Raw genomic sequence first — 24,081 nt, 5'->3', positions numbered from 1 at the left:
AGGGACGACGGAATAGAGGCGAGAACCCCTAAACTTGTCGCCCCTGCGAAAGCAGGGGCCCATAACCACCAGCTTACATTGTTGAAGCGCCGCCGTCTCGCCGTGTGCCATTTCCGCAGGCTGCGGCGTATGGGTCCCTGCGTTCGCAGGGACGACACCGAGTACGACGAAACGGCGCCGTCTTAACTCGCCGCCGCATCCATCTGCGGCTTTGAGCCCTGCGCGCCGCGCACCAGCTTGCCCGGGCGCGCGCCGGTGGCTTTGCCGGCGTGCCGCGTCACCACGCCGGAGACGATGGTGGCGTCATAGCCATCGATCTGCTGCATCAGGCGGCGGCCGCCGACCGGCAGGTCGTAATGCACTTTTGGCGGATGCAGATGCAGACGGTCGTAATCGATCACGTTGACGTCGGCCTTGAAGCCGGGCGCGATCACGCCGCGGTCGTAGAGGCCGACCGAAAGCGCGGTCTTGCGCGATTGCGCGGCGATGACGAACGGGATCGACAGTTTTTCGCCGCGGGTGCGGTCGCGCGTCCAGTGCGTCAAGAGATAGGTCGGGAAACTGGCATCGCAGATGATGCCGCAATGCGCGCCGCCGTCGGAGAGCCCCGGCACGGCATTGGGATCGCGCAGCATCTCGCTGACAGCATCGAGATTGCCGTCGGCATAATTGAGGAACGGCACGTAGAGCATGCCGCGGCCGTCATCCGTCAGCATCGCATCATAGGCGAGTTCTTCCGGTTGCTTGCCCTGGCGACGGGCCTGGGCGCCCAGCGTGTTTTCCGGCGGCTGCTCGTAGTCCGGCGGATCACCGAGCAGGTACATTTTGTCGTAGTTCGGCCGGAAGAACAGCGGATCGTCGGTCGCGGTGGCGTGCTCGCTCAGGATCGCCTTGCGTACGTCCGGCTGGCGCAGCCGCGCGAGCCGCTCGGTGAGCGGCAGATGTGCAATCGCCTGGTAGCTCGGATGAGTCTGGAAAGGGTTGCGCGACAATTCGAGGCCGAGCATCAATCCGACCGGGCGGGCCGCGATCTGTGCCGTAATCGACAGGCCGCGCGCCGAAGCATCCCTGATGGTGTCGAGCGTCTGGCGCCAGCGCTGCGGCGCTCTGTCGTTCTGCGTGATCGAGAACGATACCGGGATCTTCGTGTTCTCCGCCACCCGCAGCATCATCGGCAGATCTTCGTCGATTCCGGAAAGATCGAGGACGAACTGAAAGACGCTACGGCCGTGCGCGTGCATCGCAGCGGCAATCGCGGTCAGTTCGTCCTCGCCGGCCTTCAGCGTCGGCGTAAAATCGCCGGTCGAGGTGCGGTGGTTGAGCGTGCGCGAGGTCGAGAAGCCGAGCGCGCCTGATCGCACCGCATCAGCAGCCAGTGCTGCCATCGCCTTGTTGTCGTCTGATGTCGAGGGATCGCGGCGCGCGCCGCGCTCGCCCATCACATAGACGCGCAAAGCCGCGTGCGGCAGTTGCGCGCCGATGTCCATGTCGAAGCTTCTCTTCGACAGCCACTCCATGTAATCCGGAAAGCTCTCCCATGCCCATGGGATGCCGGCGCTCAACACCGGCTCGGGGATATCCTCGACGCCTTCCATCAATTGAATCAGTCGGACATGGTCGGCCGGTCGGCACGGCGCGAAGCCGACGCCGCAATTTCCCATGATCGCTGTGGTGACGCCGTTCTGCGAGGAGGGCGTGATGTCCTGGCTCCAGGTGACCTGGCCATCATAATGGGTGTGGACGTCGACAAAGCCTGGCGTAACCAGTCTGCCCTTGGCGTCGATTTCTTCCTTGCCCTTTGCCGCTACCTTGCCGACTTCGGTGATGCGGCCGCCTGCAATCGCCACGTCGGCTTCGAACAAGTCGCCACCCTTGCCATCGGCAACGGTGCCGCCGCGGATCACGAGGTCGGGGGTCGAGGTCATGGCTTCCATCCCGGATCTGGCTTTTGTTGACGCATCATCCGGCGTCCCCGGACACTGTCAACCGCCGGGGATGAGGTTCAGGAATGCATCAAAGCGCTTTCGAGCGGACTTGATCCGGGGGTGGCCGCCGGTTCGCGTGAAGAAAACGCGTCAAAATAAAAGACCGATGCTGTTACGTTCTGGTGGGTTCCGCAGGCTTGCGGTCGGTCACCAGCGCCAGCAGGACCGTCAGCAACATGAAGGCGACGGAGGCGCCGAACACCCAATGCGGCAGGTTCTGATCCATGATCCAGCCGAACAATAGCGGGGAGAGTATGCCGCTGAAATTGAAGCCGGTGGAGACGATACCGAAGGCGCGGCCCGCGGCGCCCGCAGGAGCCGCGTTGCGCACCAGCATGTCGCGCGAAGGGGCGATGACGCCGCCGAGGAATCCGGCCAGCCCCATCGCGGCGGTCAGCACCACCGACGGCAGATTGATCGTCGCAATGATTGTTATGATGACGGCGTTGATGGCAAAGCACGAAGCGGCGACATTGCCATGCCGCGTGGTGCGGTCGGCGAGATAGCCGCCGGCGAGCACGCCGGCCGCGCTGGCGCCGAGATAGGCGGTCAGCGCGACGTTGGCGGCCGAGAACGTCACGCCAAAGCCGCTCATCAGCGCAACGACGCCGAAATTGCTGATGCCGGCGCTGGACAGGCCGAGCAGCATGAAGAAGATCGTCAGCACGATGATCGCAGGCGTCACGATGCTCTGCTGCGGCGCTGCAGGGTCATCGGCCTTGCGATCGGCCGAACTGGCATCGGGAATCCTGACCGCGATCAGTAGCAGCGCTGCCGCAGGGCCGACCGCACCGGCCACGATCAGCGCGCCGAGCCCGCCGACGGCTGTCACCAGCATAAGCATGATCGTGGGCGCCACCGCACCACCAAGGAAACCCGCAAAGGTATGGACCGAAAACGCCCGGCCCATCCGCGCTTCATCCATATGCGTCGACAAGATCGCATAGTCGCAGGGGTGATAAACGCTGTTGGCAAGGCCGAGCAGCGCGGCCGAGATGATCAGCGAGACGTAGCTCAGGTGCAGGCCTAGCATGATCAGCGCGAGGCCGCCGACGGTGAGGCCGATCAGCAGCACTTTTCGTGCGCCAATGTGATCGGCGAGATAGCCGATCGGCGCCTGCGTCAGGCCGGAGACGACGCCGAACACCGTGAGCGCGAAGCCGAGCTCAATGTAGCCGACGCCCAACTGCTCCTTCAGGAACGGAAACAGCATCGGCAGCACAAACAGATGGAAATGGCTGACCCAATGGGCGATCGAAATCGCCGCAAGCGTGCGCAGCGAAGTGTCCGCTTTGGTTTGTTGCGGTGCGGCCAGAATGTCGACCATGTCAGCTCAAAAATCCTGTGAAACTTGTGGCCCGGCTGGGCGGGGCTGAAAATATAGGCAGGCCGTTATTTGTCCATGAATGCCGCTGCATGGCTGCCCCGGCGCAGGGCAGGGCGCACGAAATGCCGCCATTAAATCAGGAGACAAAGGCGGTTTACGCGGCAATGATCCGGCATGCCTGATCCCGCAACACCGCTCCGGGTACTGGTCTCCGAAGGTTCCTCGACTTCGGCCCGGGAGGCCATTACGATTCTCGGTCTTTCGGGCCATCACGTCGAGGTCTGCGATCCCTCGCCCTGGTGTCTATCGCGGTTCTCGCGCTTCGTCCGCAAATTTCATCGCTGCCCTGGACTGCGGGACGACCCCGCCGGTTACCTGACCTTCGTCGAGCAGCGACTGGCCGGCGGAAAATTCGACGTGCTGCTGCCGACGCACGAGCAGGGATTTTTGTTTGCGCGGGTCGCGCAGCGCATCGAAGGTCGCGCCGGTCTCGCGCTGCCGAACTTCGAGAGCTACCGCGAGGCGCATAGCAAGGCCGGCTTCAGCCGGCTGCTCGATCGGTTGGGATTGCCGCAGCCGCCGACGCGCATCGTGCAATCCGCGCAAGGGGTGCGCGATGCGGTTCGCTATCCGGCCGTCGTGAAGACTTCTGTCGGCACCGCCAGCCGGGGCATCTGGTTCGTGCGTTGCGCGGACGATCTGATGCGCGCGCTGCACGATCTCGAGGACAGCGACGCATTCGCCGGTGAGGTGCTGGTGCAAGACCTCGTCGCAGGCACTACCGAGAAGGCGCAATCGGTATTCTGCCGCGGCCGGATGCTCGGCTTTCATGCCTATCGGCAGATCGCGGCGGGCGTTGGTGGCGGCGAGGCGATCAAGCAGAGCGTGAGCCGGCCGGTCGTTCGCGCTTACGTCGAGCAGATCGGCCGGGCGCTCGATTGGCACGGCGCGCTGTCGGTCGATTACATCATGCCGGACGTCGATACCGCGCCATTGCTGATCGATTGCAATCCGCGGCTGGTCGAGCCGATGAATGCCTATCGCTCCGGCGTCGACCTCGTCGGACTTTTGCTTCTGATCTCGCTGGGCGAGACGCCGGCTCCGTTGCTTGAAGGCCGCGAGGGCGTGCTCACGCACCTGGCGATGCAGGCGTTGCTCGGATGTGCGGCGCGCGGCGGAACGCGGCCCGACATTCTCAGGGAATGCTTGCATCTCGCTGCGGCGCGCGGGCCTTATGCCAGCAGCAGCGAAGAACTCACACCGGTGCAGTCGGACTGGATCAGCGCCGTGCCGCTGGCGCTGACAGCAGCCGCGCTGCTGGTTTCGCCGAAGCTGGCGGTCAAACTAGCACGCGGCGGCTTTGGCGCGCATCTGCTCGATGCAGCGAGTATTCGGGTGATTGAAAGCGAAGGCTTCTACCAACACAGCTCGTCATCGTCCGGCTTGACCGGGCGATCCGGTACTCCGCAGCGCTGATGTTCTGCAGAAAGGCCGTGGCGTACTGGATCGCCCGCGCCGGAGCCTGTCATCGGGCGCGCCTTCGCGCGACCCGTTGGCGGGCGATGACAACTTTTATGAGGCTACAACGGCTCATCGTCGGGGCCATAACGGTCCCGCTTCGGCGTAGCGATGTCGCCGTCCTCGTAGTCCTCCTCCTCCTCAACCGGCGGGCGCGGTGGCTTCTTCGGCTTGGCATCGCCTTGTTTCGGAGGCTCGCTGTTCTTCCTGCCTGTTCCGCCCATATGATTTCACCAAAGTGATGATTCTCGCCGGATCAATCGGCGTTTGCGCTGCATGCCGACTCAGGGTAACGGCATGACCTCAATCTAATCGCGCCCGGAAGATATCCTAGCGCCGGTCAAACGTTTCTTCCCGCCCTTTTTGCGGCTTCAGCTCGAAGGGCATCACATGGAGCCAGTATGAAGAAGCCCCGCATTGCGCTCGATGAACCGCAACAGCGCAAGATCCTCCGCGCCGACAAGGCTCCGACCGCCGGTTATTCGCTGGTCGTGGATGGCCACTTCAAGTCGCATCACGATACGGTGGAGGCGGCTGAGGAAGCGGGCATGGCGTTGAAGAACCGCTTCCAGATGCTTCAGGTGCAGGTTTACGATGCCGAAAACAAGACGCGATCGATGATCGATTGGCCGGGGCCGACGTAACGCCGAATCTTCGAGTTCGATCGGCCGATCTCAGGTTCGCCGTCCGCCGTTCTGTTGGCTCGCCAGCCACTCGGACAGGGCCACCGGCTTCTCATCGGCCCGCTTTGTGCTGCTGCGCGCCTTCTTTGCGGCCTTTGCGGCGGGCGCACGTTGCGGCTCGGCTGCTTCGCGCGCAAGCCGCAACGCCTTCAGCTTCGCCATATTGTCGAGCACGGCTTTCGCCGCTGCGTCGCGTTCGGCTTTGCCGGACTTGGCGTCCTGAACGGCCTTGGCCGCCTTGTCGAAGCGCGCCTGGGCGCGATCGCGATCCTCTTTCGTCATTTCAAGTCAGCCTCTTTTCGCAATCCTGGCTTTGGTCTTGCCCTTGACCTTCGATTCCGGCGGATTTGCACGGTCGGCCGCTTCCTTTGCCAGGCGCAGCGCGCGCAGCTTCTCGGTTCGCTGGCGGATCGCAATATCGGCAGCCGCGATCTCGGCCATCGCCTTGATGCCGTCGACTTCCTGGGCGCGCTTGCGGTTGAGCCTCATTTCTTTCAGCTCGGCGGCGCTCTTCGGCTCATCATTCATGTCATACCTCTGAAATCACGACTGATATCGTCGAGCGGTCTGTGGCCCATTTACCACGGATCGGCGCGCAGAGGATGTTATTTTCGGTCGAAAATGGCGCAGTTTCTGACAGAATCTGCCTTGATATGAAAGGTTGCGGGAACACGGCAGGTCGAGCCGGTCTTCGATGAGCGGCTCGATGAAGCTGAGCCTTACGGCTTGCGGCCGATCACGGCGCCGTTCGCGGCGGGTGCGTCGAACCAGACCGTCTCGATGTCCCAGAATCCGGCTTCCTCGAGCCACGCCGAGTATTCGGCCGGCGTGTAGTTCCGCCCTTCCGTCTCGATCAGCATGTTGAGGCTCATCAGCGCAGCCGGCGCCGGCCCGGTCTTTTCGTCATTGACGAGAAGCTCGCTGATGACGACTGCGCCGCCGCTCGGCAAAGCCTCGAAGGACCGGCGCAGCAGGGCGCGGTTCTTCCTCGTCCCAATCGTGCAGGAGATGCACGTCGTGATCCCCGGGAAGCTGTTCGAAGAAGTTGCCGCCGGCGGTCTCGATGCGGTCGGTCAAGCCGGCCTCGGTAACGGGGTGATTTCGGGATTCGGACAATCGGTTACGGCTGAAACGGACCGATACCCAACGCGGTCATCGCTGCGCAACGTGCTCAATGGGGGCGGCACGGATCGATCTTCAGCTCCTTGCACGGATCCTTGACGCGCTCGATGGTCCTGATCACCTTCTGATGCAGACGACCGTTCTGCATGATCACCTCCGAGAGATACTCGTTCATCACCACGTCACGCGTAACCGGATCGATTTCGATCGGCCCGCGTGAGCTGTCATGCGTCCAGCCCTTGAGCGCCGCAAGCGCCTCGCTTGGGTCGCTTTTCCCGTTCGTTGCAAGGATCGCGTGCACGATTGCCGCCATGCCGTCGTAGCCGCCGACGGCGAAGAAGTCCGGAACTGCGTCGGCACCGTATTCCTTCTTCCATGCCGCGACGAAGCGCTGGTTCTCCGCGTGGTCGAGATCGGCATTGTAGTGGTAGGCGGTGACAAGACCGGCCGCTGCCTCTCCCATCCTTTGCAACTTGCTGTCCTGGCTGATTTATAGCCGACCACCGCGGTCTTCGCCTGCAGTGTCTTAGCGGCGGCCTCGCCCATGGAGAATCCAGCGTGCCAATTGCTGAACGATACGCGGACATAATAGGGCGAGAGGTTCGGGATGTGCGATGCGCCTGCGTTCCGGATCACCGCGAGCTTCTTTCCTGCGTTGACCAGCGGCGCGCTGGCGATCGCGCTCGGCGAATCGTACGAGCCGGTGAGGATATCGACATTGTCCTGGGTCAGCAGCTCCTGCACCGCGACACGCGCATTGGCGCCGGCGAGATCTTTGGCGTCGCGTCTGATCAGCTTGATCGTGTATGGCTTGACCTTGTCGGGGTTGAGCTTGAGGTAGAGATCAAGACCTCGATCGATTTGCTGCGCGTTCTCCGCGCCCACGCCGGTATAAGGCAACTGAACGCCGACCTTCACCTCCTGCGCAGGTGCCCAGGTGCTGGAGAGGATCAAGGCGGTCGAGGCTGCGGCGATCCGTCCGGTCACCAGACTCCTAGATGCGGCCGGCAGTCGCATAAGACGGCTGTTCTTCTGCATGTGGTCAACAGGCTTCGTGTGCATCACTAGTGTGGCGGTTCAGAAGTCCGCACCATTCTCGCGGCGAGTTGGACATACGGACTTCTGAACCAAGCCACAGACTTCTGAACCAAGCCACAGACTTCTGAACCAAGCCACACTGGAATCAACGAGTTGCCAGTGTCCTTCGATTCCAGAGTTCGTGCGGGCCCCGCTGCCGATAAGGCGCTGCGAGCGATTGCGGCAGCGAAGCGTAGCGCTCGCGGCATCAGCTCTCAAATGGCAGGCCGACATACTGCTCGGCGAGCGATGCCTGCGCACGCTCCGACGCAAGAAGGTAATCGAACTGGTTCTCGCGCATGCGCCGGTCGAACGGCGCTTCATTAGGGAACTGGTGGATCAACGTGGTCAGCCACCACGACATGCGCTCGGCGCTCCACACCCGGCGCAGCGCCATATCGGAATAGCCGTCGAGATAGTGGGTGCGGCCGGCCTTCAAGGCCTCGGTCAACGCGCGCGAGAGGTAGAACACGTCGGAGACCGCGAGGTTGAGACCTTTCGCTCCTGTGGGAGGGACAATGTGCGCTGCGTCGCCCGCCAGAAACAGGCGACCATAGCGCATCGGCTCGGCGACAAAGCTCCGTAGCGGCGCGATCGATTTCTCGATCGAGGGACCGGTCACGATGCTGTCGGCCATGTCCTTCGGGCAGCGCGCCTTCAATTCCTCCCAGAAGCGGTCGTCCGGCCAGTCCTCGATGCGGGCGTCGAGATCGCACTGGATGTAGTAGCGGCTCAGCATCGGGCTGCGCTGCGAGGCGAGCGCGAAGCCGCGCGAATGATAGCAATAGCAGATCTCCGGATAGGGCGGCGTCTCCGACATGATGCCGAGCCAGCCGAACGGATAGCCGCGCTCGAACGTGCGCAGCACCGACGCCGGGATCGATTGCCGGCTCACGCCATGGTGGCCGTCGCAGCCAGCGACATAGTCGCAATCGATCCGGCGGGTCTGCCCGCCCTTTTCGTAGGTCACGTGCGGGCGGTCCGACGTCAGCTCGTGCAGCGCTACGTTTGCCGCGTCATCGATCACGACGCCGCCAGCGGCGTCGCGCGCGGCATAGAGATCCTCGGTGATCGCGGTCTGGCCATAGGACATCATCGGTCGGCCGGTGAACTTGCGGGTGTCGATGAGGAAGTGCGGCTTGCCTTCCCACGCGATGCCCGAGCCGTCATGGACACGTCCCTCCCGATCCATGCGCGCGCCGAGGCCGACCTCGCGCAAGAGTTCGATCGTTCCCGCTTCCAGCACCCCGGCGCGGATGCGCTCGAGCACATGGCCGCGGCTCTGCCGCTCCAGCACGATGCTGTCGACGCCGTTGCGGGCGAGCATGTGGGAGAGTAGTAGACCGGCGGGACCGCCGCCGATGATGGCAACCTGCGTTCGCGTCATCGCCGCATGAGGCCTCCCTTGAGTTACGGCTTACGGCCGATCACGGCGCCGTTTGCGGCGGGTGCGTCGAACCAGACCGTCTCGATGTCCCGGAATCCGGCTTCCTCGAGCCACGCCGAATATTCGGCCGGCGTGTAGTTCCGCCCTTCCGTCTCGATCAGCATGTTGAGGCTCATCAGCGCAGCCGGCGCCGGCCCGGTCTTTTCGTTATTGACGAGAAGCTCGCTGATGACGACTGCGCCGCCGCTCGGCAAAGCCTCGAAGGACCGGCGCAGCAGGGCGCGGTTCTTCGCCTCGTCCCAATCGTGCAGGATCATCGACAGGAGATGCACGTCGTGATCCCCGGGAAGCTGTTCGAAGAAGTTGCCGCCGGCGGTCTCGATGCGGTCGGTCAAGCCGGCCTCGGTAATCTTTCCCGCGGCGATCGCGGCCACATGCGGCAAGTCAAACACGGTCGCACGCAGCGCCCCATACTGTTTGCAAAGCTCGATGTCGTACGCGCCGGATCCACCGCCGATGTCCAGAAGGCGGCGGAAATGACTGAGATCCACGGCTTCGCCGAGCTTGCGCGCGGTCATCGTGGAGAGCGAATGCATCGCCTCCCAGAAGAGTGCCAGCATCGTCGGATCCTCGCCGTCGAACATCGAGGATTGCACTGCCGGGTCCCACGTGGTTGGCCGGTTCGTGCGCAGCGCCTCTGTAAGCCTCCCCCAGCCCGCGTAGAGCCGCTTGTCAGCCATCTGCACGAAGCCACCGAAGTAATACGGTTTCCCGCGCACGAGATAGGCTTCGCTTAACGGCGTATTGCGATAACGGCCGTCCGTTTTCTCCAAAAGCCCGAGTGCAGCGCAGCCGGTCAACAGCATCTCGGCCGGACGTGGATGCAGACCGAGGGCTTCCGCCAGCCCGGCAACCGTGATGCTGGCGCCGCCCGCAAGGCGGCTGAAGAGGTCCAACTCGTGCGCAGCGGCCAGAGTCTTGAAGGCCCAGAAACCGGTCGAAAGCGCCATCAGCGGGACGGCGGAAGGAAGCTCCAGCTTGGGGGCAAGAGTTTTTGTTCGAGGCATTTCGGCCTCCCATGTTCCAGACTAAGGACCGTGGCTTGCATGACCGTGTTGGCGAACATTGCCATCCTAGTATCGTAAGAAATTACAAGACTGGTAGAAGTGCCAATTCATGGATTCTCGGCCAGTCCAATTCTCGTTTGGCGTCGCTGCGCCTTCAGCGGAGCGACGGAAGAAAGCTCGGGCGCGGCGGCAATCGGCTGGACGTTTGCATGCTTGGCCGGAGGCGCTGTCCGCGAAAGCTCCACGCGAATATTCTCACGGGGACAGCGGCAGCAGGCAATTAGTTATGTAAAGCGACCTGCCCCTTTGACCCTTAACGGTCAGGGGCCGGATGGCCGTCGCAACATAACTTCGTGCTCGACATAGTTCGGCTTATGTCGAGTTCGACATAAGCCGAACCGGCTGTATCGGTCAGAACGTCGCGCCAGCCTTCACCATGAAGGTGCGGCCGGGCAGCGGATAGGCCGAGAAACGGCCGGGCGTGAACGAGCTCGCAATGGCGTAGTCGTAATAGAGCGCGTTGAACAGGTTGTTCACGCCCACCGACCAGAAGAAACGATCGTAGGCGCCGCTCAGTTTCAAATCGACGGTGGCGTCTGCCGGAATGCGGCGCTGGGTGTTGGCCTGGTCGTTGTCCATGAAGCGTTCGCTCCAGGCGCGCACCGTGGCGTCGAACACCAGATAGTTCTGCCAGATGTTCCAGGTCACGCCGCCGCTCGCGGTGTAGCGCGACACCAGCGGCACGTCGTTCCCCGCAAACGCACCCTCGCGGAAGACAGCGCGCGTATAGGCGACGCCACCCCGCAGCAGCACGCTGTCGCTGACGCGCAGCGAAGCGCTGGTCTCGGAGCCGTAGCGGCGGGTGGGATCGAGGTTCAAGTTGTGGAACAGCACGGGATTGAAATGGATCTCGTTCTCGAGGTCCATGTTGTAGATGCTCGATTGCATCTGGAAGGCACCGCTCTTGATGCGGAAGCCGCCCTCGATGTCGTGCGAGGTCTGGGTCTTCAGATTGAAGTCGCCGGGCAGCGGGGTGAAGAAGGGGTCGAATGCCGGACCCGAGGCGACGCGCTCGTCCACGGTCGGGGTGCGGAACGCGCGTGCGGCGCGGCCGAACACCGAGAATACGCCATTGAAGCGATGCTCGAGGCCAGCATGCAGCGCATATTGCGTTTCGTTGCTGTCCAACGGGAAGGCCTGAGCGCTGCAGTTAAAGAACATGGCGCAACCGGGCGCGTTGGGGTCGTACCGATCCCGGGCACTCAGGCTGGTATTTTGAATCCTGGCGCCGTAGGAGAAATCCGTCGTCGGCAGCAGACCGACGGTCTGCTGCCAATAGCCCGCCACCGACTGTTGCGACAGATCGTAGATGTGGGTGGGCGGAAGGCCTTTGAACGCCCCGCGTTCCTGGTTGAACGTCGCATCGTAATAATCGATGCCGGTCAGGATCTGTGAGGGCATCCCGAGTATCGAGTTCTTGACACTCAGTCGCGGCGTGATCGACCAGGTCTGCAGTGCCGCATCGTTATAGGTCGAGGAGAAGCTCGGCAGCGGCGAAGCAAACGGTACCGCACCGAAGAAACCGCTTTGCGTATCCTTCTTCCGCACGCCGCCGTCGACGATGAGTTCGGCGCCGTTCCACAGCGTTTTTGTGAAACCGGCGGTGGCGCTGGCGCCCTGCTGATTGCCGTAATCGAACGGCGTGGCGGCGCCCCGGCGGTTCGTGACCAGTTCGTTGAGACCGATCGAGGGATCGACGAAGCGGCCGCCGGGGAATCCGAGCTTTTGGTCGTCACCGGTCACCGTGAGAAAGGCCTTGAGGTCGGGCGTGGAGTAATTGAGATTGCCGACCCCGTTGCGCTGGTCGAGCGCATTGTTTTCCCGATAGCCGTCGGACTTGATTGCGTTGCCATAGAACGATGTCGACCACGGTCCGTAATTGGTCGTGGCCGAGAGATTCGCAAGTCGTTGATTGAACGAGCCGACGCCGGCCTCGCTTCGAATGGCGACTGGTGGGCCGCCGACGCCGTTCTTCAGGACGATATTGATGACACCGCCGACCGCGTTGTCGCCATACAGTACCGCGCCACTGTTGCCGCGGGTGATTTCAATCCGCTCGATCGAATCGCGCGGAATGGTCGAAAAATCGACGCCGGCCATGTCGATGTCGTTGAGCCTTCGGCCGTTGATGAGCACCAGGGTATTTGAGGTCGCGAAAGCGCCGAAACCGCGGAGGTCGACGCTGGTCTTGGCGCCGTTGACGCCGCCAAACAGGCTAGTCAGTTGCACGCCCGGCGTTTGCGCGATGATTTCCTGCAACGTTTGTGCGGGCGAATGCGCGATCTCTTCGGCGGTAATAACGGTCGACGCCGTGCCGACGATGCCGGAGAACTGCCGTCCGCCGCCTGCGCCCGCGCCTTGCGGGGCGCTTTGCGATGCGACGTTCGAGCCGGTCCCCGCCGCAGGTCGCGTGCCGGTCAACGGCGCAGCCGCGGGCACGATGCGGCGCGAGGTCGATCCTTCATCGTAGGTCGGTTTGGCGCGGGTCCGGTTCGCGTCAGTGGGCGAGGTTACCTCGATCGGTGGCAGTTGCTCGGGCGCCGTTTGCTGCGCCTGTGCGCCGGAAATGCCAAGCGAGATGGGTATCAGGAAGCTGCTGGTGAGCCAAAAGCGGCGGCGCCGCGTGGCTGTGTTGGTGAAAGACATGACTTGGACCTCGGTGACGTCAGTGGCACGTCACAGCGAACCAAGTCTCACCATGTGCTTTCAGCAACTCAGGTGAAGCTAATGTCTGTACTCCCCGACCGACATCTTCGCGTGTGACCACGGCTGACGGCAGGTCTCCTGGCTCGCGGGTCGTTACCCCATCGTCGCCTTCCCAGGACCGAGATGCCCAGTGGCTTATGACGAAGGATTCGCCGCTTACAGTTGCGGGGGCAGCCGCGGAATTGGGGGATTTCCCCGCACCGCATTCCCTTTTGATCCCCAAAACGGGAACCGTCGGGAACTATGGTAGAAGTTTGTCAAAGTCCGAGTCAATGCGCCCCGGGGCGTCCGGCGATCCTCACTGGACGAGTGCGCTATTTTTGCCGCATGAGCACGCCTGCCCGCCACCTGTACCGGGGCGGGTAAACCTGCTTTAGGACGATCGATGAGTGTTGAGGCCGTAACCGTGACCAATGAGGAAGCCGCGCGCCGGCGGATCGGCACGACGGCAGCGCTTGCTGCCCTCGTGGTGCTCTTGATGCTGATCTCGCTCGGTATCGGTCCGGTGCGGCTGTCGCCGCTTGCGGTGGCGGAAGCGCTGTTCGGCGGCGGCAGCGAGGTGGCGCAGGTGATCGTGCGGGAAATCCGCCTGCCGCGGACGCTGCTGGCGCTGGCGATCGGCGCCATTCTCGGGCTGTCGGGCGCGTCGCTGCAGGGCTTGCTCCGCAATCCGCTGGCCTCGCCCTCGCTGTTCGGCGCGCCGCAATCGGCCGCGTTCGGCGCCGTGCTGGTGATTGCGCTCGGGCTCGCCGACGTGCGCTCCTATGCGCTCCCGGTCGCGGCGATCGTCGCAGCATTCGCGTCGGTGTTCGTGCTGCTCTCGATTGCCGGCCGCAACGCCGGGCTGCTGATCCTCATTCTGTCGGGACTGGCGATTTCGAGCTTTGCAGGCGCTGCCACCGCGCTGGTGATGAACCTCTCCAGCAATCCCTTCTTGGTGCTGGAGATCGCATTCTGGCTGCTCGGCTCGCTGGAGGATCGTAGCTTTCAGCATGTAATGCTGGCATTTCCCTTCATCATTGCCGGCGCCCTGATGCTGTTCAGCCAGCGCCATGCCTTTCGGGCGCTGAGCCTGGGCGAGGAAACCGCGCAGAGCCTTGGCGTCGATGTGGGGCGTCTGCGGCTGTTCGTGATTTCGGGCGTCGCGCTCGGCGTCGGCGGCGCGGTCGCCGTCACCGGCACCATCGGTTTCATCGGCCTGGTTGCGCCGCATCTGATGCGGCCCCTGATCGGCCATGACCCCGGGCGTCTGCTGGTCCCGAGCGCACTCGCCGGCTCGGCGCTGCTGCTGGCGGCGGACATCGCGGTGCGCATCATTCCCTCGACGTCGGACATCAAGGTCGGCGTGCTGACCTCGATCATCGGCGTACCGTTCTTCCTCTATCTGATCATGCGCGAACGCCGCGCGCTCGGTGGAGGCGTCGCATGAGCGAGGCGGCGCTACTGACCGCAACGGGGATCGGCGTGCGGCTTGCCGGCCGCGTCGTGCTGAGGGACGTTTCGCTGGCGCTGTCGGCGGGACACCTGGTGGCGCTGGTCGGCCCGAACGGCGCCGGCAAGACGACGCTGCTGCGGGCGCTGGCCGGGCTAATCCCCTCCGAAGGCGAGATCGCGGTCGGCGGCGATGCGCTGGCCTCGCTGCCGCTCCGCGAGCGCGCCAAACGCTTCGGTTATCTGCCGCAGGGGCATCTCGTGCATTGGCCGCTGCCGGCGCGCGATATCGTGGCGCTCGGCCGCTACCCGCATGGCGCAACCGATCCGGCGCGGCTGTCGCCGAAGGACGCCGAGGCCGTGCTGCGCGCGATGCAGGCGGTCGACGTGATGGAGTTCAGCGATCGCCGCGTCACCGAGCTGTCCGGCGGCGAGCGCAGCCGCGTCGCGCTGGCGCGTGCGCTGGCGGTGGAGGCGCCGATCATCCTGGCCGACGAGCCGACCGCCTCGCTCGACCCGCGGCACCAGATCGACGTCATGAAGAATTTGCGCGCGACCGCGGACAAGGGCGTGCTGGTCATCGTCGTGACGCACGATCTCGGGCTTGCAGCCCGGTTTGCCGACCATGTGCTGGTGCTGAAGGAAGGCAACCTGGTGTCGTGGGGCACGCCGAGCGAGGGGCTATCGGAGCAGGTGATGGCGGATGTGTTTCGGATCAGCGCCTACCGCGCGGATTATCAGCACGAGGCGGTCATCGTGCCCTGGGCGGATATCTGATGCGACGGCTCGGCCTTCTTGTCGCGATCGCCACGTTGGCGATGTCAGGCGGCGCAGTATTCGCGGCCGGCCCTCCGCGTATGGTGTCGATGAATGTCTGCAGCGATCAGTTGCTGCTGACGCTGGCCGACCCCGAGCAGATTTTGGGTCTCAGCCGCTTCGCGCGCGACGGCTGGCAATCGCAGGCGGGCGACATCAGCCGCTATCCGGTACTGTCAGGCGCGGCCGAGGACGTGCTGCTGCTCAAGCCGGACCTGGTCATTGCCAGCGCATTTGACAAGCGCTCGACGCGGGAGCTGTTGAAGGCGAAGGGTCTTCATCTTGCCGAGCTCGCCGTGCCGCGAAACCTCGACGAAGCCCGCGCGCAGATCCGCGAGATCGGCGACATGACCGGGCACCCCGATCGCGCGGCCGCCGAAATCGCGCGGCTCGACGCCGCGCTGGCGCGCGCCCGCCGTGCCGCCGCCGAGCGGCATTATCGCGTGCTGCCGCTGTCGCGGCGCGGCTGGGTGGCGGGCAGCGACAGCTTTCTCGGTTCGCTGCTGAGCGAAGTCGGGCTGCGCAGCGCCGCCGGCGATCTCGGCCTTACCTTCGGCGGATTTGCCTCGCTGGAGGCGATCGTTTCCCTGAGGCCCGACTTCGTCGTGGTTTCGAACGCCGGCGATTATGCGCGAGACGACGGCCAGGCGTTTCTGGTCCATCCGGCGCTGGAGCGCTTCTACCCGCCGGAGCGGCGCATCGTGATTCCGGAGCGGCTGACCGAATGCGGCGGCGTCATGTTGGCCGATGCGCTCGATGCGCTGACGGCGGAGTTGAAGCGGGTGGGGCGGTGATGTCCGGGTAAAACTGGGGCCGTCGTCCCTGCGAACGCAGGGACCCATAACCACCAGCCTACATTGTTGAAGCGCAGCCGTCGCCCCTTGTGCCCTTTGCGCGGGCCGCGGTGTATGGGCCCCTGCGTTCGCAGGGGTGACACGTTGAGAGGTTCTCGCCTCTATCCCGTTGTCCCTGCGTTCGCAGGGACGACGACACCATAAAGACTACTCGTGCACCACCGGCCCACCTATCTTCTTCCACGCGTCCAGCCCGCCTTCGATATGCGCGGTGTTGGCGAGCCCCGCGTTCTTTGCCGCGGCCACCGCCATCGCCGAGCGTTCGCCGAAGGCGCAGAAGAACACGACCCGGCGGCCGGTGGCGGCGGCGACTTCGCGCAGCATGCCGCCGGGCTTGAGGCTCTCGGCGATGCCGGGGTAGGGCGCATGCAGCGCGCCCGAGATCGTGCCATGCTTGGCGCGCTCGCTGGTCTCGCGCAAATCCACCAGCAGGATATCGGGCCGGCCAAGGCTCGCAATCGCGTCGCGTGCACAGAGCGCGAGTCCCTGCTTGGCAAGCTCCTCCTGGTGCAGGCCGACATGCATGTTGGCGGGCACCGCGACGTCCATCATCTTGGGGTTCGGCAGCTTCAGGTTCGCCATCAGCTCAATGTATTCGTCGACGCTGCGTACCTGCAGCCGTGGATTATAGCGGCGCTCCTCGCCGATGGTGGAAACCGTGTCGCCCTTGTAGTCATGGGCGGGGAATACCAGCGTCTCGTCCGGCAGTTTCAGAAGCCGGTTGAAGATCGATTCATATTGCGCCCGGGAAGAGCCGTTCTGGAAGTCGGTGCGGCCGGTGCCGCGGATCAATAGCGTGTCGCCAGTGAAGACGCGGTCGCCCATCAAATAGCTGTAAGAATCGTCGGTGTGGCCGGGCGTGTACATGACATCCAGGCACAACCCCTCGATCGTCACCTTATCGCCCTCGGACACCCGCATCGACACCACGTCGGCCTTGCTCTGCTCGCCCATGATGGTGATGCACTGGGTGCGGTCGCGCAATTCGCCGAGGCCGGTGACGTGGTCGGCGTGCAGATGGGTGTCGACCGCCTTCACCAGCCGCAGATCGAGCTCGCGCAGAAGCTGGCAGTAGCGATCGGCCTTTTCCAGCACGGGGTCGAGGATCAACGCCTCGCCGCCGGCGCGGCTCGCCAGCAGATAACTGTAGGTGCCGGACACGCTGTCGAAGAGTTGACGAAAGATCATGGCTACACGTCCGCGTTAACTCAGGTTGGATCAGGGCCGGACGTAGCTCCAGCCCGCTCCTGCAATTCCATCCACTTTACCACGCCTGAGGGCGCGATGAAATTACGGCTCGCTCGCAGGCGGTCACGGCCGTACCAGCGTGTACCCGTTCTCCGTCAGAAACAGAATCTGCGCGACCCCGACCTGCACCGGCGTTGCCGCGGCGATGAATTCCGGCCGTTTGCCGGCCTCGCGTTCGAGCGTATCGACGGTGTTGAGGCAGACGTCGAAACGCGCGCCTTGCGCGACCAGGCTCTCGACCATCTTGCGGTTGGGATTTTCCGGGCGCAGCAGGTCGATGCCGGGGCCGAACGCGACGACCTCGATCGCCACCTTGTCGGGATCGTAATGCTTCATCAGGTTGCTGGCGACGCTGAGCACGAGGCCCTGCTTGCGCGGATCGTTGTCGGAGAGCTGCAGCACGATTTTGTGCTCCGCGAACGGCTTGTCCTGCAGTGGTGCCTGCTGGGCACGGGCCTCGGGCGCGGCGGTTGCGATCAGAAGCGCCGCGGCTATCGCGCGAAGGATGGTCGAAAAGCCCGTCATGCCTGTCCCGCAATGCCCGGATTGCCTTCTACGCCTTTCAGCGTTACGCCCGGCGGCGAGCGGTTGGGCGGTTTGCCCGACCTCAGATACCTTGCGACCACATCCCAGACCGGCGCGCCGGTCTGTTCGTTGACCGAGGCCCAGCCCGCCACTCTGTAATGCTTGTCGGCTTCCAGCGTGCGGCCGTTGTCGAGCTTGAGTTCGGAAATCCGCTTGCCCACGGTTTCAGTCGGTGTGCAGGTGTAGGCGAGCCCGCCGACGCGGACCATGTCGCCGCCCTGCTGGTAATAGGGGTCGGTGTTGAAGAGATTGTCGCAGATGTCTTCCAGCACGTCCTTGATCTGGCCGCCGGTCATGGTCTGGACATAGGTCTCCGGATAGGTGACGGCGGTCTGCGCCATCACGTCCTCCATCGTCAGCGGCTGGCCGGCCAGCGCCGTGGTACCCCAGCGAAAACCCGGCGACAGCGCGATCTCCGCGTTCAATTCGCCGAGCAGCGCATCGCAGATCAGTTGATCCATGCTGCCGCTGAAATTGCCGCGGCGATAGAGCAGTCGGTCGGCTGCTGCGATCTTCTCGTTGAGCGTGGCCGCATAGGGCTCGCGAGTCTTGTCGATCAGCGCCTGCATCGCCGGATCGGGCTTCAGCAATTCGGAAAACACCGGCAGCAGCCGGTAGCGCACATCCTTGATTTTGCCCTTGCCGATGTCGAGGTCGAGCACCGCCAGAAACTTGCCGTTCGAGCCGGCATTGGTGACGAGCGTGGTGCCGCCTGCGTTGGTGACGGCAATCGGCTGCGGCACGGCGTCATGGGTATGACCGCCGAGAATGACGTCGATGCCGGTGACGCGGCTGGCGAGCTTGAGATCGACATCCATGCCGTTGTGCGAGAGCAGAATGACGGCGTCGACCTTGTCGGTGTTACGATGCGTATCGACAAGTTTCTGCAGCTCCTCGTCGCGGATGCCGAACTTCCAGTCCGGCGTAAAGCGCTTCGGATGGGCGATCGGCACGTAGGGGAACGCCTGTCCGATTACGGCAACGCGATGGCCACCGATTTCCTTGATGACGGACGGCTTGAACACGCGCCCCGATGCCGGGTCGAACGCCTTGGCGTCATTGAAGGCGGCTTCTTCAGTGAGATAGACGTTCTGCGCCAGGAATTCGCCCTTGAAGCGTTCGAGGTTGGCGCGCAGCGCCTTCTCGCCATAGGTGAATTCCCAATGGCCGGTCATCGCCTCGATGCCGAGCAGGTTGGCGGCCTCCACCATGTCGACGCCACGCATGGTATTAGCGAGGCCGGTGCCCTGCCAGAGATCGCCGCCGTCGAGCAGCAGCGAGCGGCCGGAGCCGGCTTCGCTCCGCATGCGATCAGTCAACGTCTTCAGATGCGCGAAGCCGCCGAGCTTGCCGAACCGGCCGGCGGCCTTCTCGAACTCGATGCAGGTGAAAGCATAGGCATCGGCACTGTCCGGGCGGATGCCGAAGCGATCGAGAAAGGCGCGTCCGACCAGATGCGGCGGGTTGCCCTGCATCGGTCCAACGCCGAGATTGACGCTCGGCTCGCGGAAGAACACCGGCCGAAGCTGCGCGTGCGTATCCGTGATGTGCAGGATACGTGCATTGCCGAACCGCTCGAGGTCGTAAACGCCTGCGTTGTCGGCGCCGCGCGCCAGCCGTGGCAGGCTGCCGGACAGGGTGGCAGCGCCCGCTAGCGTCAGAAAATCGCGGCGGCGGATGGTCATGCGGGTCTTCGCGCGTCGTAACGGTGTCAGCGTATTTCCAGATCCTTCCAGCGGGTCTTCTCGCTGGTGGCCTGGAAGATCGAAGCTTTGGCCAGCGCCTCCGCTTCCTTGGCCGACGCGGTGGCCTTATCGAAATCACCCGCATCCGCCGCCTTCTTCGCCGCCGCCAGCGTGTTCGCCGTGGTGGTCCATTGGTTGCGTAGCTTGCCGGCCTCCTTGTTGGCGGCTTCAGCCGCGGCGTAGGCTGCCTTGAATTCGTCCTCGGAGCCCAAGGTGAGCGCGGGCACAGCACCCGCGGCAAACAGCGCTAGAACTAATGCGGATTTCTGCATCAAGTTCCTCATGGCCGCGCTCCCGGACCTGAAATCGGCAGTCCGTTGCTGACATAGGACAGGTAATATTCGACGTTGCGATATTCGTCGTCCTGCGGGCTGAGCGGCACTGCGCGGATCTGGCTGTTGCAGGTGGTGAAGCGCCGGCTGGTAGTGCCCATGCCGCTCCATTCCGAGCGGTAGATCGGCATCGCATTGACGATGCCAAGCGCGGGCGCCAGGATTTCGGCGCGGATGCGCTCGCCCGGGCTCTGCACATGGCAGGTGGCGCAGGAGAAGTTGAGCTGCCCGCGCCGGGTGTAGAAATATTCCTTGCCGCTTTCGTAAGCCGCGAGCGCGCGCGGATCGTTCGGGATCTTGATGTCCATGGGCTTGCCGCGCGAGGTGAAGGCCATGTAGGCGGTCAGCGCCGCCATTTCGTCCTTCACATAGGAGAACGGCGGTTCACCGTTGGCCTCGCGGCAGCGGTTCAAGGCCAATTCAAGCGTGATGACCTTGCCTTCCTTCTCGTCGAAGTAAGGGTAGTTCTGGCGGATGCCGATGCCGCCGTTCGGGAAGCAGTCCGCATAGGTCTTGCCGTTCTTGAACGGCTTGGAGAACATCTCCTTGCCCATTTCGAGCGAGAACTCGTAGGGCGGGAACTGTTCCTTCTCCTGCCACTGCCGATAAAGGTCCTCGTTCATCGAATAGGGGCCGTTGACGAAGTCCTCGAACTTCACCTTGGGAAATTTGTCTCTGAAGAACTTCTGGAACGCCTTGGCGTCGGCGACAGGATCGATCTTGTCGTCAGCTGCCAACAGCGGCGCGCCCGCCAGCGTCAGCGCGGCCAGCGCAATCGTGGCGGATGCCAGAAAGATCGCGGATCGCAGCTTCATTGGATCTTCGCCGTGGTGGTGTCGGTCGCGCCCTTGTTATCGACCCAACTGATCTTCAGTTCGTCGCCCTTCTTGGCTCCCTTGAACGCGAACTTCACGTAGGGGTCCTTGGAGATACCACCGCCCCAATCGGCGGCGAACACGTTCTTGCCGTCATGCTCGAAGGTGAGCTGCTGGATGAAGTGCGGCGGAATGGTCTCGCCCTTGGCGTTCTTGACGAACCCGGAATCCATCGGGTGCTGGATCAGTGCCTGCACCTCGGTGATTTCGCCGTTCGAAGAAGCGCGCACGCGAATGGTGGATGCCATGTGAGTTCTCCCTGCCTTAACCGCCGCAACCGCCGACAGTGACTTTGACTTCCTTAGAGGCGCTGTAGAGCTTGCCGCCGGCTTCCACCAGCACGGTCACGTTGCTGGTCTTGGCCATCTTGATGCGGTTGGCGACGCTCGGCAGCGTGCCGGCCGGGATGTTGTACTTTGCGATCAGCACGTTCGGATTCTCGCTGACGAGGAACGCAACCGAGGTTACGTCGGCAAGGGTTGTAGAGACCGAGATCGGCACCACGGCGCCGTTCTCGGCGATTTCGGGCGCGTCCATCTTGACCTTGTCCGATGGCTCAGCGGTCTTGCCGTAGAGCGTCTTGATGACGTCGGCGTCACTCTTCTGCTTGAACGCCTCTTCCGGGTATTTGTCGTTGGCCGCGGCGAGCGCCGGCGTCAGGCCGAAGGGAAGGTTGCCGAGGCCGATGAGCGCGACTGCGCCTGCACCCTGCAGGATCAGTCGCCGCGTGGCCGAAAATCCAACATCAATCTTATTCATCGAAAATCTCCTAAAGCCTGCGTTGGCACGTCACAGGCTTGATCTCTCGTCTTGCGTTAAAGCGTCTGCAGGAAATCCACCACCGCGTCGATTTCCTTCTCGGTCAGAATCCGGTTCCGTCCGAAGGGCGGCATCACGGTGAGCGGATTGCGCAGGGTCTCGTCGTTGAGGATGGCGACGAGATCCTCGCGCTTCGGATATTTGCTCTTGATGTCGACCAGTTCGGGTCCGATCGTGCCGGGAAGGTTGCCGCCCTTGATGACATGACAGGTCAGGCAATTGCCCTTGCTGCGATCGAAGGCCAGCTTGCGGCCTTCATCCACCGCGGACTGCGCCTGCGCGGCGCCCGCGGACGCCAGAGCGACGAGCAGCGCCAACGCCGGAAGCTTTGCGGATTTCGTCGGAAAATGATCGGTCACAGGCGTTTCCGTAATTTCTACTTCTGTTGCATCGTGTCGAGCGGCCCGGTCGTGCGCGGCGTCAGATTCCTGCCCTCAGCCGTCGACGATATCCTGACATCGGCGGCGTTAACGCAGTCGTTCATGCAGGGTTTTGTCACCGTATCGGGGCGCGGATCGGTCCAGATGAAATTGTCGCGATTGCGCATTTTGACTTTCGGCAAACTGTTGCGATCGGCAACGAATTCATGGGGAACGAGATCGTTCAGGTTCAGAATATAGGCGGTCAAAGCATAAACGTCATCCGCTGACAATGTGTGCGGCGCCTGCATCGGCATGGCGCGGTTAATATAGTCCCACAGGGTCGGGGCGAACGGCCAGTAGCTGCCGACCGTCGGCTCCGGGCGCTCGTCCCGGAGCGATCCGACGCCGCCCACCAGCTTCGGAAACCGACCTTCGCCCTCGCCGAAGGTTCCATGGCACGCCGCGCATTGTTCGGCATAAACCTCCGCGCCCCGGTCGACGGTGCCCTTGCCGGGCGGCAGGCCCGTTCCGTCCTCGCCGCGCACGTCGATGTCCCATCCGCCGATCTGCGCCGGCGTGGCCACGCTGCCGTAACCGAACGAGCCGGGTTCGGCCGCGCCGGCGAGGCTTGCGGCGCAGGCAAGCAGAATGGCTATGATCGGCAGGCAAATCTTACGCGAGCTGTACATTGAAGACGCTTCCGTCGGGCTTGACCTGCCAGGTCTGGATCGAATTGTTGTGGTAGACCGAGTTTGAGCCGCGCTGTGCGCGCAGTTGTGCAATTGTCGGCTGCACATAACCGGTCTCGTCGATAACGCGGGATGCGACCAGCGCGGGCCGGCCGTCCCAGCGCCAGGGCAGGGTGAATTTCGTCAGCGCCTTCGACAGCACCGGCTCGTGCAGCCGCGCGGTCTGCCAGTTGACGCCGCCGTCCATGGTGACATCGACGCGCTTGGCCTTGCCGTTGCCGGTCCAGGCCAGTCCCCGGATTTCATAGAGGCCGGGCCCATCGAGCGGCTTCTCGGGGCAGGGAAAGGTGACGACCGATTTGGCGTCGATCAGCCAGGTGAAGCCGCGCGAGGTGCCGTCCGGCATCAGGTCGGTGTATTTCGAGGTTTCCTCGCGGGTGTGCCACGGCTTTTCGCCGAGCTTGATCCGGCGCAGCCACTTGATGTTCACGTTGCCTTCCCAGCCCGGCACCACCAGCCGCAGCGGGTAGCCCTGTTCGGGCCGTAGCGCCTCGCCGTTTTGCGCGTAGACCACGAGGCAATCGTCGAGGCATTTGTCGAGCGGCAGGCTGCGGTTCATATGCGCGCCGTCGGCGCCCTCGACCATCGCCCATTTCGCCTGCTTCTTGATGCCGACCTCCTCCAGCAGCGTCGACAGTTTGACCCCGATCCATTCCGCGCAACTGACCATGCCGTGACTGAACTGCAGCGAATTCATCTGCGCGGCGCGCCAGTTCATGCCGCCATTGGCCGGGCATTCGATGAAATGGATGCGCGACACGGATGGGAAGCGCATGATGTCCTTCATGGTGAGAAGCAGCGGGCGCTCGACCAGCCCGTGGATCATGAGCTTGTGCTGCGCCGGGTCGATATCAGGGCGGCCGGCGTGATGGCGCTCGAAGAACAACCCGTTCGGCGTGATGATGCCGTGCAGGTCCTGCAGCGGCGAAAAGCTCACGGACGATTCCGCGCTTGCGGTCAACCAGGGCACATTGCGGCGGATGACGGAGGCTTCGGTGTCGGCGGGGCGGCCATAGGGCCGGTCGACCACGCCGGCGCCGATCGATTGCGACCAGGGCGCGTCTGCAGGGGGAGACTCCTGCGCGGGGTCCGCTATGGCCTGTTTGCCGCCAACGGCGAGGCTGGCGGTCAGGGCTGCGCCGAGGCCAAGGAAGCGGCGGCGGCCCATCGGGATATCCGGGGGATCAGAGAGAACAGTTTTGCTGCGTAACGGGTCTGGCCGCACGTTTTCTTCCCCTCGCGGTCGCATCGCCGCATCATTTTTTGCTTTTTGCAACCGATATCCACATTTGCTAATTTAGTCAATGCTAAAGAATGGCTGACGCGCTAGTGT

Annotated in this window: 26 protein-coding genes, 1 pseudogene and 1 riboswitch; of the genes and pseudogenes, 5 read left to right on the top strand and 22 right to left on the bottom strand. The window is 63.5% G+C overall.

The window, feature by feature from the left end; genetic code table 11:
• Positions 1-182: 182 nt before the first annotated feature.
• Both V1273_RS32630 and V1273_RS32625 read right to left on the bottom strand, forming a co-directional pair.
• Positions 183-1,925, bottom strand: coding sequence for an N-acyl-D-amino-acid deacylase family protein (locus V1273_RS32630; RefSeq protein ID WP_334411983.1), 1,743 nt, complete (start codon positions 1,923-1,925; stop codon positions 183-185).
• 172 nt (positions 1,926-2,097) lie between these two features.
• Complete coding sequence (locus V1273_RS32625) at positions 2,098-3,312, bottom strand: MFS transporter (RefSeq protein ID WP_334411982.1); 1,215 nt, start codon at positions 3,310-3,312, stop codon at positions 2,098-2,100.
• Positions 3,313-3,486: 174 nt separating this feature from the next.
• Here V1273_RS32625 and V1273_RS32620 point away from each other — a divergent pair, with 174 nt between their 5' ends.
• Entirely contained in the window at positions 3,487-4,788 is a 1,302-nt protein-coding gene (locus V1273_RS32620; RefSeq protein WP_334411981.1) for a hypothetical protein, read from the top strand.
• A 104-nt stretch (positions 4,789-4,892) separates the two neighbouring features.
• Here V1273_RS32620 and V1273_RS32615 read toward each other — a convergent pair whose 3' ends face one another.
• Complete coding sequence (locus V1273_RS32615; RefSeq protein ID WP_334365443.1) at positions 4,893-5,054, bottom strand: hypothetical protein; 162 nt, start codon at positions 5,052-5,054, stop codon at positions 4,893-4,895.
• Between the two features lie 177 nt (positions 5,055-5,231).
• Here V1273_RS32615 and V1273_RS32610 point away from each other — a divergent pair, with 177 nt between their 5' ends.
• The gene (locus V1273_RS32610) at positions 5,232-5,474 is read left to right on the top strand and encodes a hypothetical protein (protein ID WP_334411980.1); all 243 of its coding nucleotides are present in this window, start codon (positions 5,232-5,234) and stop codon (positions 5,472-5,474) included.
• Between the two features lie 30 nt (positions 5,475-5,504).
• Here V1273_RS32610 and V1273_RS32605 read toward each other — a convergent pair whose 3' ends face one another.
• The 9 genes and pseudogenes from V1273_RS32605 to V1273_RS32570 all read right to left on the bottom strand — a co-directional run bounded on the left by V1273_RS32605 (position 5,505) and on the right by V1273_RS32570 (position 12,872).
• Entirely contained in the window at positions 5,505-5,795 is a 291-nt protein-coding gene (locus V1273_RS32605) for a hypothetical protein (RefSeq protein ID WP_334365442.1), read from the bottom strand.
• Positions 5,796-5,801: 6 nt separating this feature from the next.
• Entirely contained in the window at positions 5,802-6,041 is a 240-nt protein-coding gene (locus V1273_RS32600; protein WP_051379883.1) for a hypothetical protein, read from the bottom strand.
• Between the two features lie 191 nt (positions 6,042-6,232).
• Positions 6,233-6,463: a methyltransferase gene (locus V1273_RS32595; RefSeq protein WP_334411979.1), complete on the bottom strand. Its 231-nt coding sequence runs from the start codon at positions 6,461-6,463 to the stop codon at positions 6,233-6,235.
• On the bottom strand, positions 6,417-6,590 hold the full coding sequence (locus V1273_RS32590; protein WP_334411978.1) for a hypothetical protein: 174 nt from the start codon (positions 6,588-6,590) through the stop codon (positions 6,417-6,419). The genes V1273_RS32595 and V1273_RS32590 overlap by 47 nt, the downstream gene beginning before the upstream one ends.
• A 94-nt stretch (positions 6,591-6,684) precedes the next feature.
• A complete protein-coding gene (locus V1273_RS32585; protein WP_334411977.1) occupies positions 6,685-7,107 on the bottom strand; it encodes an ABC transporter substrate-binding protein in 423 nt (140 codons plus the stop codon).
• A 32-nt stretch (positions 7,108-7,139) separates the two neighbouring features.
• A pseudogene (locus V1273_RS34155) lies at positions 7,140-7,652 on the bottom strand (ABC transporter substrate-binding protein); the annotation flags it as partial.
• Positions 7,653-7,920: 268 nt separating this feature from the next.
• A complete protein-coding gene (gene pobA, locus V1273_RS32580) occupies positions 7,921-9,099 on the bottom strand; it encodes a 4-hydroxybenzoate 3-monooxygenase (RefSeq protein WP_334411976.1) in 1,179 nt (392 codons plus the stop codon).
• Positions 9,100-9,122: 23 nt separating this feature from the next.
• Positions 9,123-10,109, bottom strand: a complete 987-nt coding sequence (locus V1273_RS32575) for a methyltransferase (protein ID WP_334411975.1) — start codon at positions 10,107-10,109, stop codon at positions 9,123-9,125.
• 468 nt (positions 10,110-10,577) lie between these two features.
• Entirely contained in the window at positions 10,578-12,872 is a 2,295-nt protein-coding gene (locus V1273_RS32570; RefSeq protein ID WP_334411974.1) for a TonB-dependent receptor, read from the bottom strand.
• A 111-nt stretch (positions 12,873-12,983) separates the two neighbouring features.
• A riboswitch (cobalamin riboswitch) is annotated at positions 12,984-13,183 on the bottom strand.
• A gap of 134 nt (positions 13,184-13,317) precedes the next feature.
• On the opposite strand from V1273_RS32570, the gene V1273_RS32565 reads away from it, so the two are divergent.
• The 3 genes from V1273_RS32565 to V1273_RS32555 are packed head-to-tail and all read left to right on the top strand — an operon-like array spanning position 13,318 to position 15,973.
• Positions 13,318-14,361: a FecCD family ABC transporter permease gene (locus V1273_RS32565; protein WP_334365436.1), complete on the top strand. Its 1,044-nt coding sequence runs from the start codon at positions 13,318-13,320 to the stop codon at positions 14,359-14,361.
• Positions 14,358-15,140 (top strand): ABC transporter ATP-binding protein, encoded by a 783-nt coding sequence (locus V1273_RS32560; protein ID WP_334411973.1) that lies wholly within the window; start codon positions 14,358-14,360, stop codon positions 15,138-15,140. Before V1273_RS32565 ends, V1273_RS32560 begins: the two co-directional genes overlap by 4 nt.
• Entirely contained in the window at positions 15,140-15,973 is an 834-nt protein-coding gene (locus tag V1273_RS32555; RefSeq protein ID WP_334411972.1) for an ABC transporter substrate-binding protein, read from the top strand. The genes V1273_RS32560 and V1273_RS32555 overlap by 1 nt, the downstream gene beginning before the upstream one ends.
• A 207-nt stretch (positions 15,974-16,180) precedes the next feature.
• Here V1273_RS32555 and V1273_RS32550 read toward each other — a convergent pair whose 3' ends face one another.
• The 10 genes from V1273_RS32550 to soxC form a co-directional block, all read right to left on the bottom strand.
• Positions 16,181-17,221, bottom strand: a complete 1,041-nt coding sequence (locus V1273_RS32550) for an MBL fold metallo-hydrolase (RefSeq protein WP_334379920.1) — start codon at positions 17,219-17,221, stop codon at positions 16,181-16,183.
• Positions 17,222-17,344: 123 nt separating this feature from the next.
• The gene (locus V1273_RS32545) at positions 17,345-17,806 is read right to left on the bottom strand and encodes a DsrE family protein (protein WP_334411971.1); all 462 of its coding nucleotides are present in this window, start codon (positions 17,804-17,806) and stop codon (positions 17,345-17,347) included.
• Entirely contained in the window at positions 17,803-19,551 is a 1,749-nt protein-coding gene (gene soxB / locus V1273_RS32540) for a thiosulfohydrolase SoxB (RefSeq protein ID WP_334411970.1), read from the bottom strand. The genes V1273_RS32545 and soxB overlap by 4 nt, the downstream gene beginning before the upstream one ends.
• A 26-nt stretch (positions 19,552-19,577) precedes the next feature.
• On the bottom strand, positions 19,578-19,895 hold the full coding sequence (locus V1273_RS32535) for a hypothetical protein (protein ID WP_442894128.1): 318 nt from the start codon (positions 19,893-19,895) through the stop codon (positions 19,578-19,580).
• Positions 19,892-20,758, bottom strand: coding sequence for a sulfur oxidation c-type cytochrome SoxA (gene soxA, locus V1273_RS32530; RefSeq protein ID WP_334379923.1), 867 nt, complete (start codon positions 20,756-20,758; stop codon positions 19,892-19,894). Before soxA ends, V1273_RS32535 begins: the two co-directional genes overlap by 4 nt.
• Positions 20,755-21,066: a thiosulfate oxidation carrier complex protein SoxZ gene (soxZ, locus tag V1273_RS32525; protein ID WP_334411969.1), complete on the bottom strand. Its 312-nt coding sequence runs from the start codon at positions 21,064-21,066 to the stop codon at positions 20,755-20,757. The genes soxA and soxZ overlap by 4 nt, the downstream gene beginning before the upstream one ends.
• 16 nt (positions 21,067-21,082) lie before the next feature.
• Positions 21,083-21,577, bottom strand: a complete 495-nt coding sequence (gene soxY / locus V1273_RS32520) for a thiosulfate oxidation carrier protein SoxY (RefSeq protein WP_057841278.1) — start codon at positions 21,575-21,577, stop codon at positions 21,083-21,085.
• Positions 21,578-21,633: 56 nt separating this feature from the next.
• Positions 21,634-21,954, bottom strand: coding sequence for a sulfur oxidation c-type cytochrome SoxX (soxX, locus tag V1273_RS32515; protein ID WP_334369055.1), 321 nt, complete (start codon positions 21,952-21,954; stop codon positions 21,634-21,636).
• A 59-nt stretch (positions 21,955-22,013) separates the two neighbouring features.
• Complete coding sequence (locus V1273_RS32510; RefSeq protein WP_334411968.1) at positions 22,014-22,688, bottom strand: c-type cytochrome; 675 nt, start codon at positions 22,686-22,688, stop codon at positions 22,014-22,016.
• Positions 22,672-23,916: a sulfite dehydrogenase gene (gene soxC / locus V1273_RS32505; RefSeq protein ID WP_334411967.1), complete on the bottom strand. Its 1,245-nt coding sequence runs from the start codon at positions 23,914-23,916 to the stop codon at positions 22,672-22,674. Before soxC ends, V1273_RS32510 begins: the two co-directional genes overlap by 17 nt.
• Positions 23,917-24,081: the final 165 nt, after the last annotated feature.

It is taken from the genome of Bradyrhizobium sp. AZCC 1721, from assembly GCF_036924715.1.
GTDB lineage: Bacteria > Pseudomonadota > Alphaproteobacteria > Rhizobiales > Xanthobacteraceae > Bradyrhizobium.
This window is presented reverse-complemented; position numbering and strand designations above follow the sequence as displayed.

Excerpts from the sequence above, each read along its gene's own strand:
- V1273_RS32510 (WP_334411968.1), bottom strand. The coding sequence starts at position 22,688 with ATGTACAGCTCGCGTAAGATTTGCCTGCCGATCATAGCCATTCTGCTT.
- V1273_RS32605 (WP_334365442.1), bottom strand. The coding sequence starts at position 5,795 with ATGACGAAAGAGGATCGCGATCGCGCCCAGGCGCGCTTCGACAAGGCG.
- soxY (WP_057841278.1), bottom strand. The coding sequence starts at position 21,577 with ATGAATAAGATTGATGTTGGATTTTCGGCCACGCGGCGACTGATCCTG.
- V1273_RS32630 (WP_334411983.1), bottom strand. The coding sequence starts at position 1,925 with ATGACCTCGACCCCCGACCTCGTGATCCGCGGCGGCACCGTTGCCGAT.
- soxA (WP_334379923.1), bottom strand. The coding sequence starts at position 20,758 with ATGAAGCTGCGATCCGCGATCTTTCTGGCATCCGCCACGATTGCGCTG.
- V1273_RS32610 (WP_334411980.1), top strand. The coding sequence starts at position 5,232 with ATGAAGAAGCCCCGCATTGCGCTCGATGAACCGCAACAGCGCAAGATC.
- V1273_RS32545 (WP_334411971.1), bottom strand. The coding sequence starts at position 17,806 with ATGACGGGCTTTTCGACCATCCTTCGCGCGATAGCCGCGGCGCTTCTG.
- V1273_RS32555 (WP_334411972.1), top strand. The coding sequence starts at position 15,140 with ATGCGACGGCTCGGCCTTCTTGTCGCGATCGCCACGTTGGCGATGTCA.
- V1273_RS32535 (WP_442894128.1), bottom strand. The coding sequence starts at position 19,895 with ATGAGGAACTTGATGCAGAAATCCGCATTAGTTCTAGCGCTGTTTGCC.
- V1273_RS32560 (WP_334411973.1), top strand. The coding sequence starts at position 14,358 with ATGAGCGAGGCGGCGCTACTGACCGCAACGGGGATCGGCGTGCGGCTT.
- V1273_RS32620 (WP_334411981.1), top strand. The coding sequence starts at position 3,487 with ATGCCTGATCCCGCAACACCGCTCCGGGTACTGGTCTCCGAAGGTTCC.
- V1273_RS32600 (WP_051379883.1), bottom strand. The coding sequence starts at position 6,041 with ATGAATGATGAGCCGAAGAGCGCCGCCGAGCTGAAAGAAATGAGGCTC.
- V1273_RS32625 (WP_334411982.1), bottom strand. The coding sequence starts at position 3,312 with ATGGTCGACATTCTGGCCGCACCGCAACAAACCAAAGCGGACACTTCG.
- soxZ (WP_334411969.1), bottom strand. The coding sequence starts at position 21,066 with ATGGCATCCACCATTCGCGTGCGCGCTTCTTCGAACGGCGAAATCACC.
- soxC (WP_334411967.1), bottom strand. The coding sequence starts at position 23,916 with ATGGGCCGCCGCCGCTTCCTTGGCCTCGGCGCAGCCCTGACCGCCAGC.
- V1273_RS32570 (WP_334411974.1), bottom strand. The coding sequence starts at position 12,872 with ATGTCTTTCACCAACACAGCCACGCGGCGCCGCCGCTTTTGGCTCACC.
- V1273_RS32575 (WP_334411975.1), bottom strand. The coding sequence starts at position 10,109 with ATGGCGCTTTCGACCGGTTTCTGGGCCTTCAAGACTCTGGCCGCTGCG.
- V1273_RS32550 (WP_334379920.1), bottom strand. The coding sequence starts at position 17,221 with ATGATCTTTCGTCAACTCTTCGACAGCGTGTCCGGCACCTACAGTTAT.
- V1273_RS32565 (WP_334365436.1), top strand. The coding sequence starts at position 13,318 with ATGAGTGTTGAGGCCGTAACCGTGACCAATGAGGAAGCCGCGCGCCGG.
- pobA (WP_334411976.1), bottom strand. The coding sequence starts at position 9,099 with ATGACGCGAACGCAGGTTGCCATCATCGGCGGCGGTCCCGCCGGTCTA.
- soxB (WP_334411970.1), bottom strand. The coding sequence starts at position 19,551 with ATGACCATCCGCCGCCGCGATTTTCTGACGCTAGCGGGCGCTGCCACC.
- V1273_RS32615 (WP_334365443.1), bottom strand. The coding sequence starts at position 5,054 with ATGGGCGGAACAGGCAGGAAGAACAGCGAGCCTCCGAAACAAGGCGAT.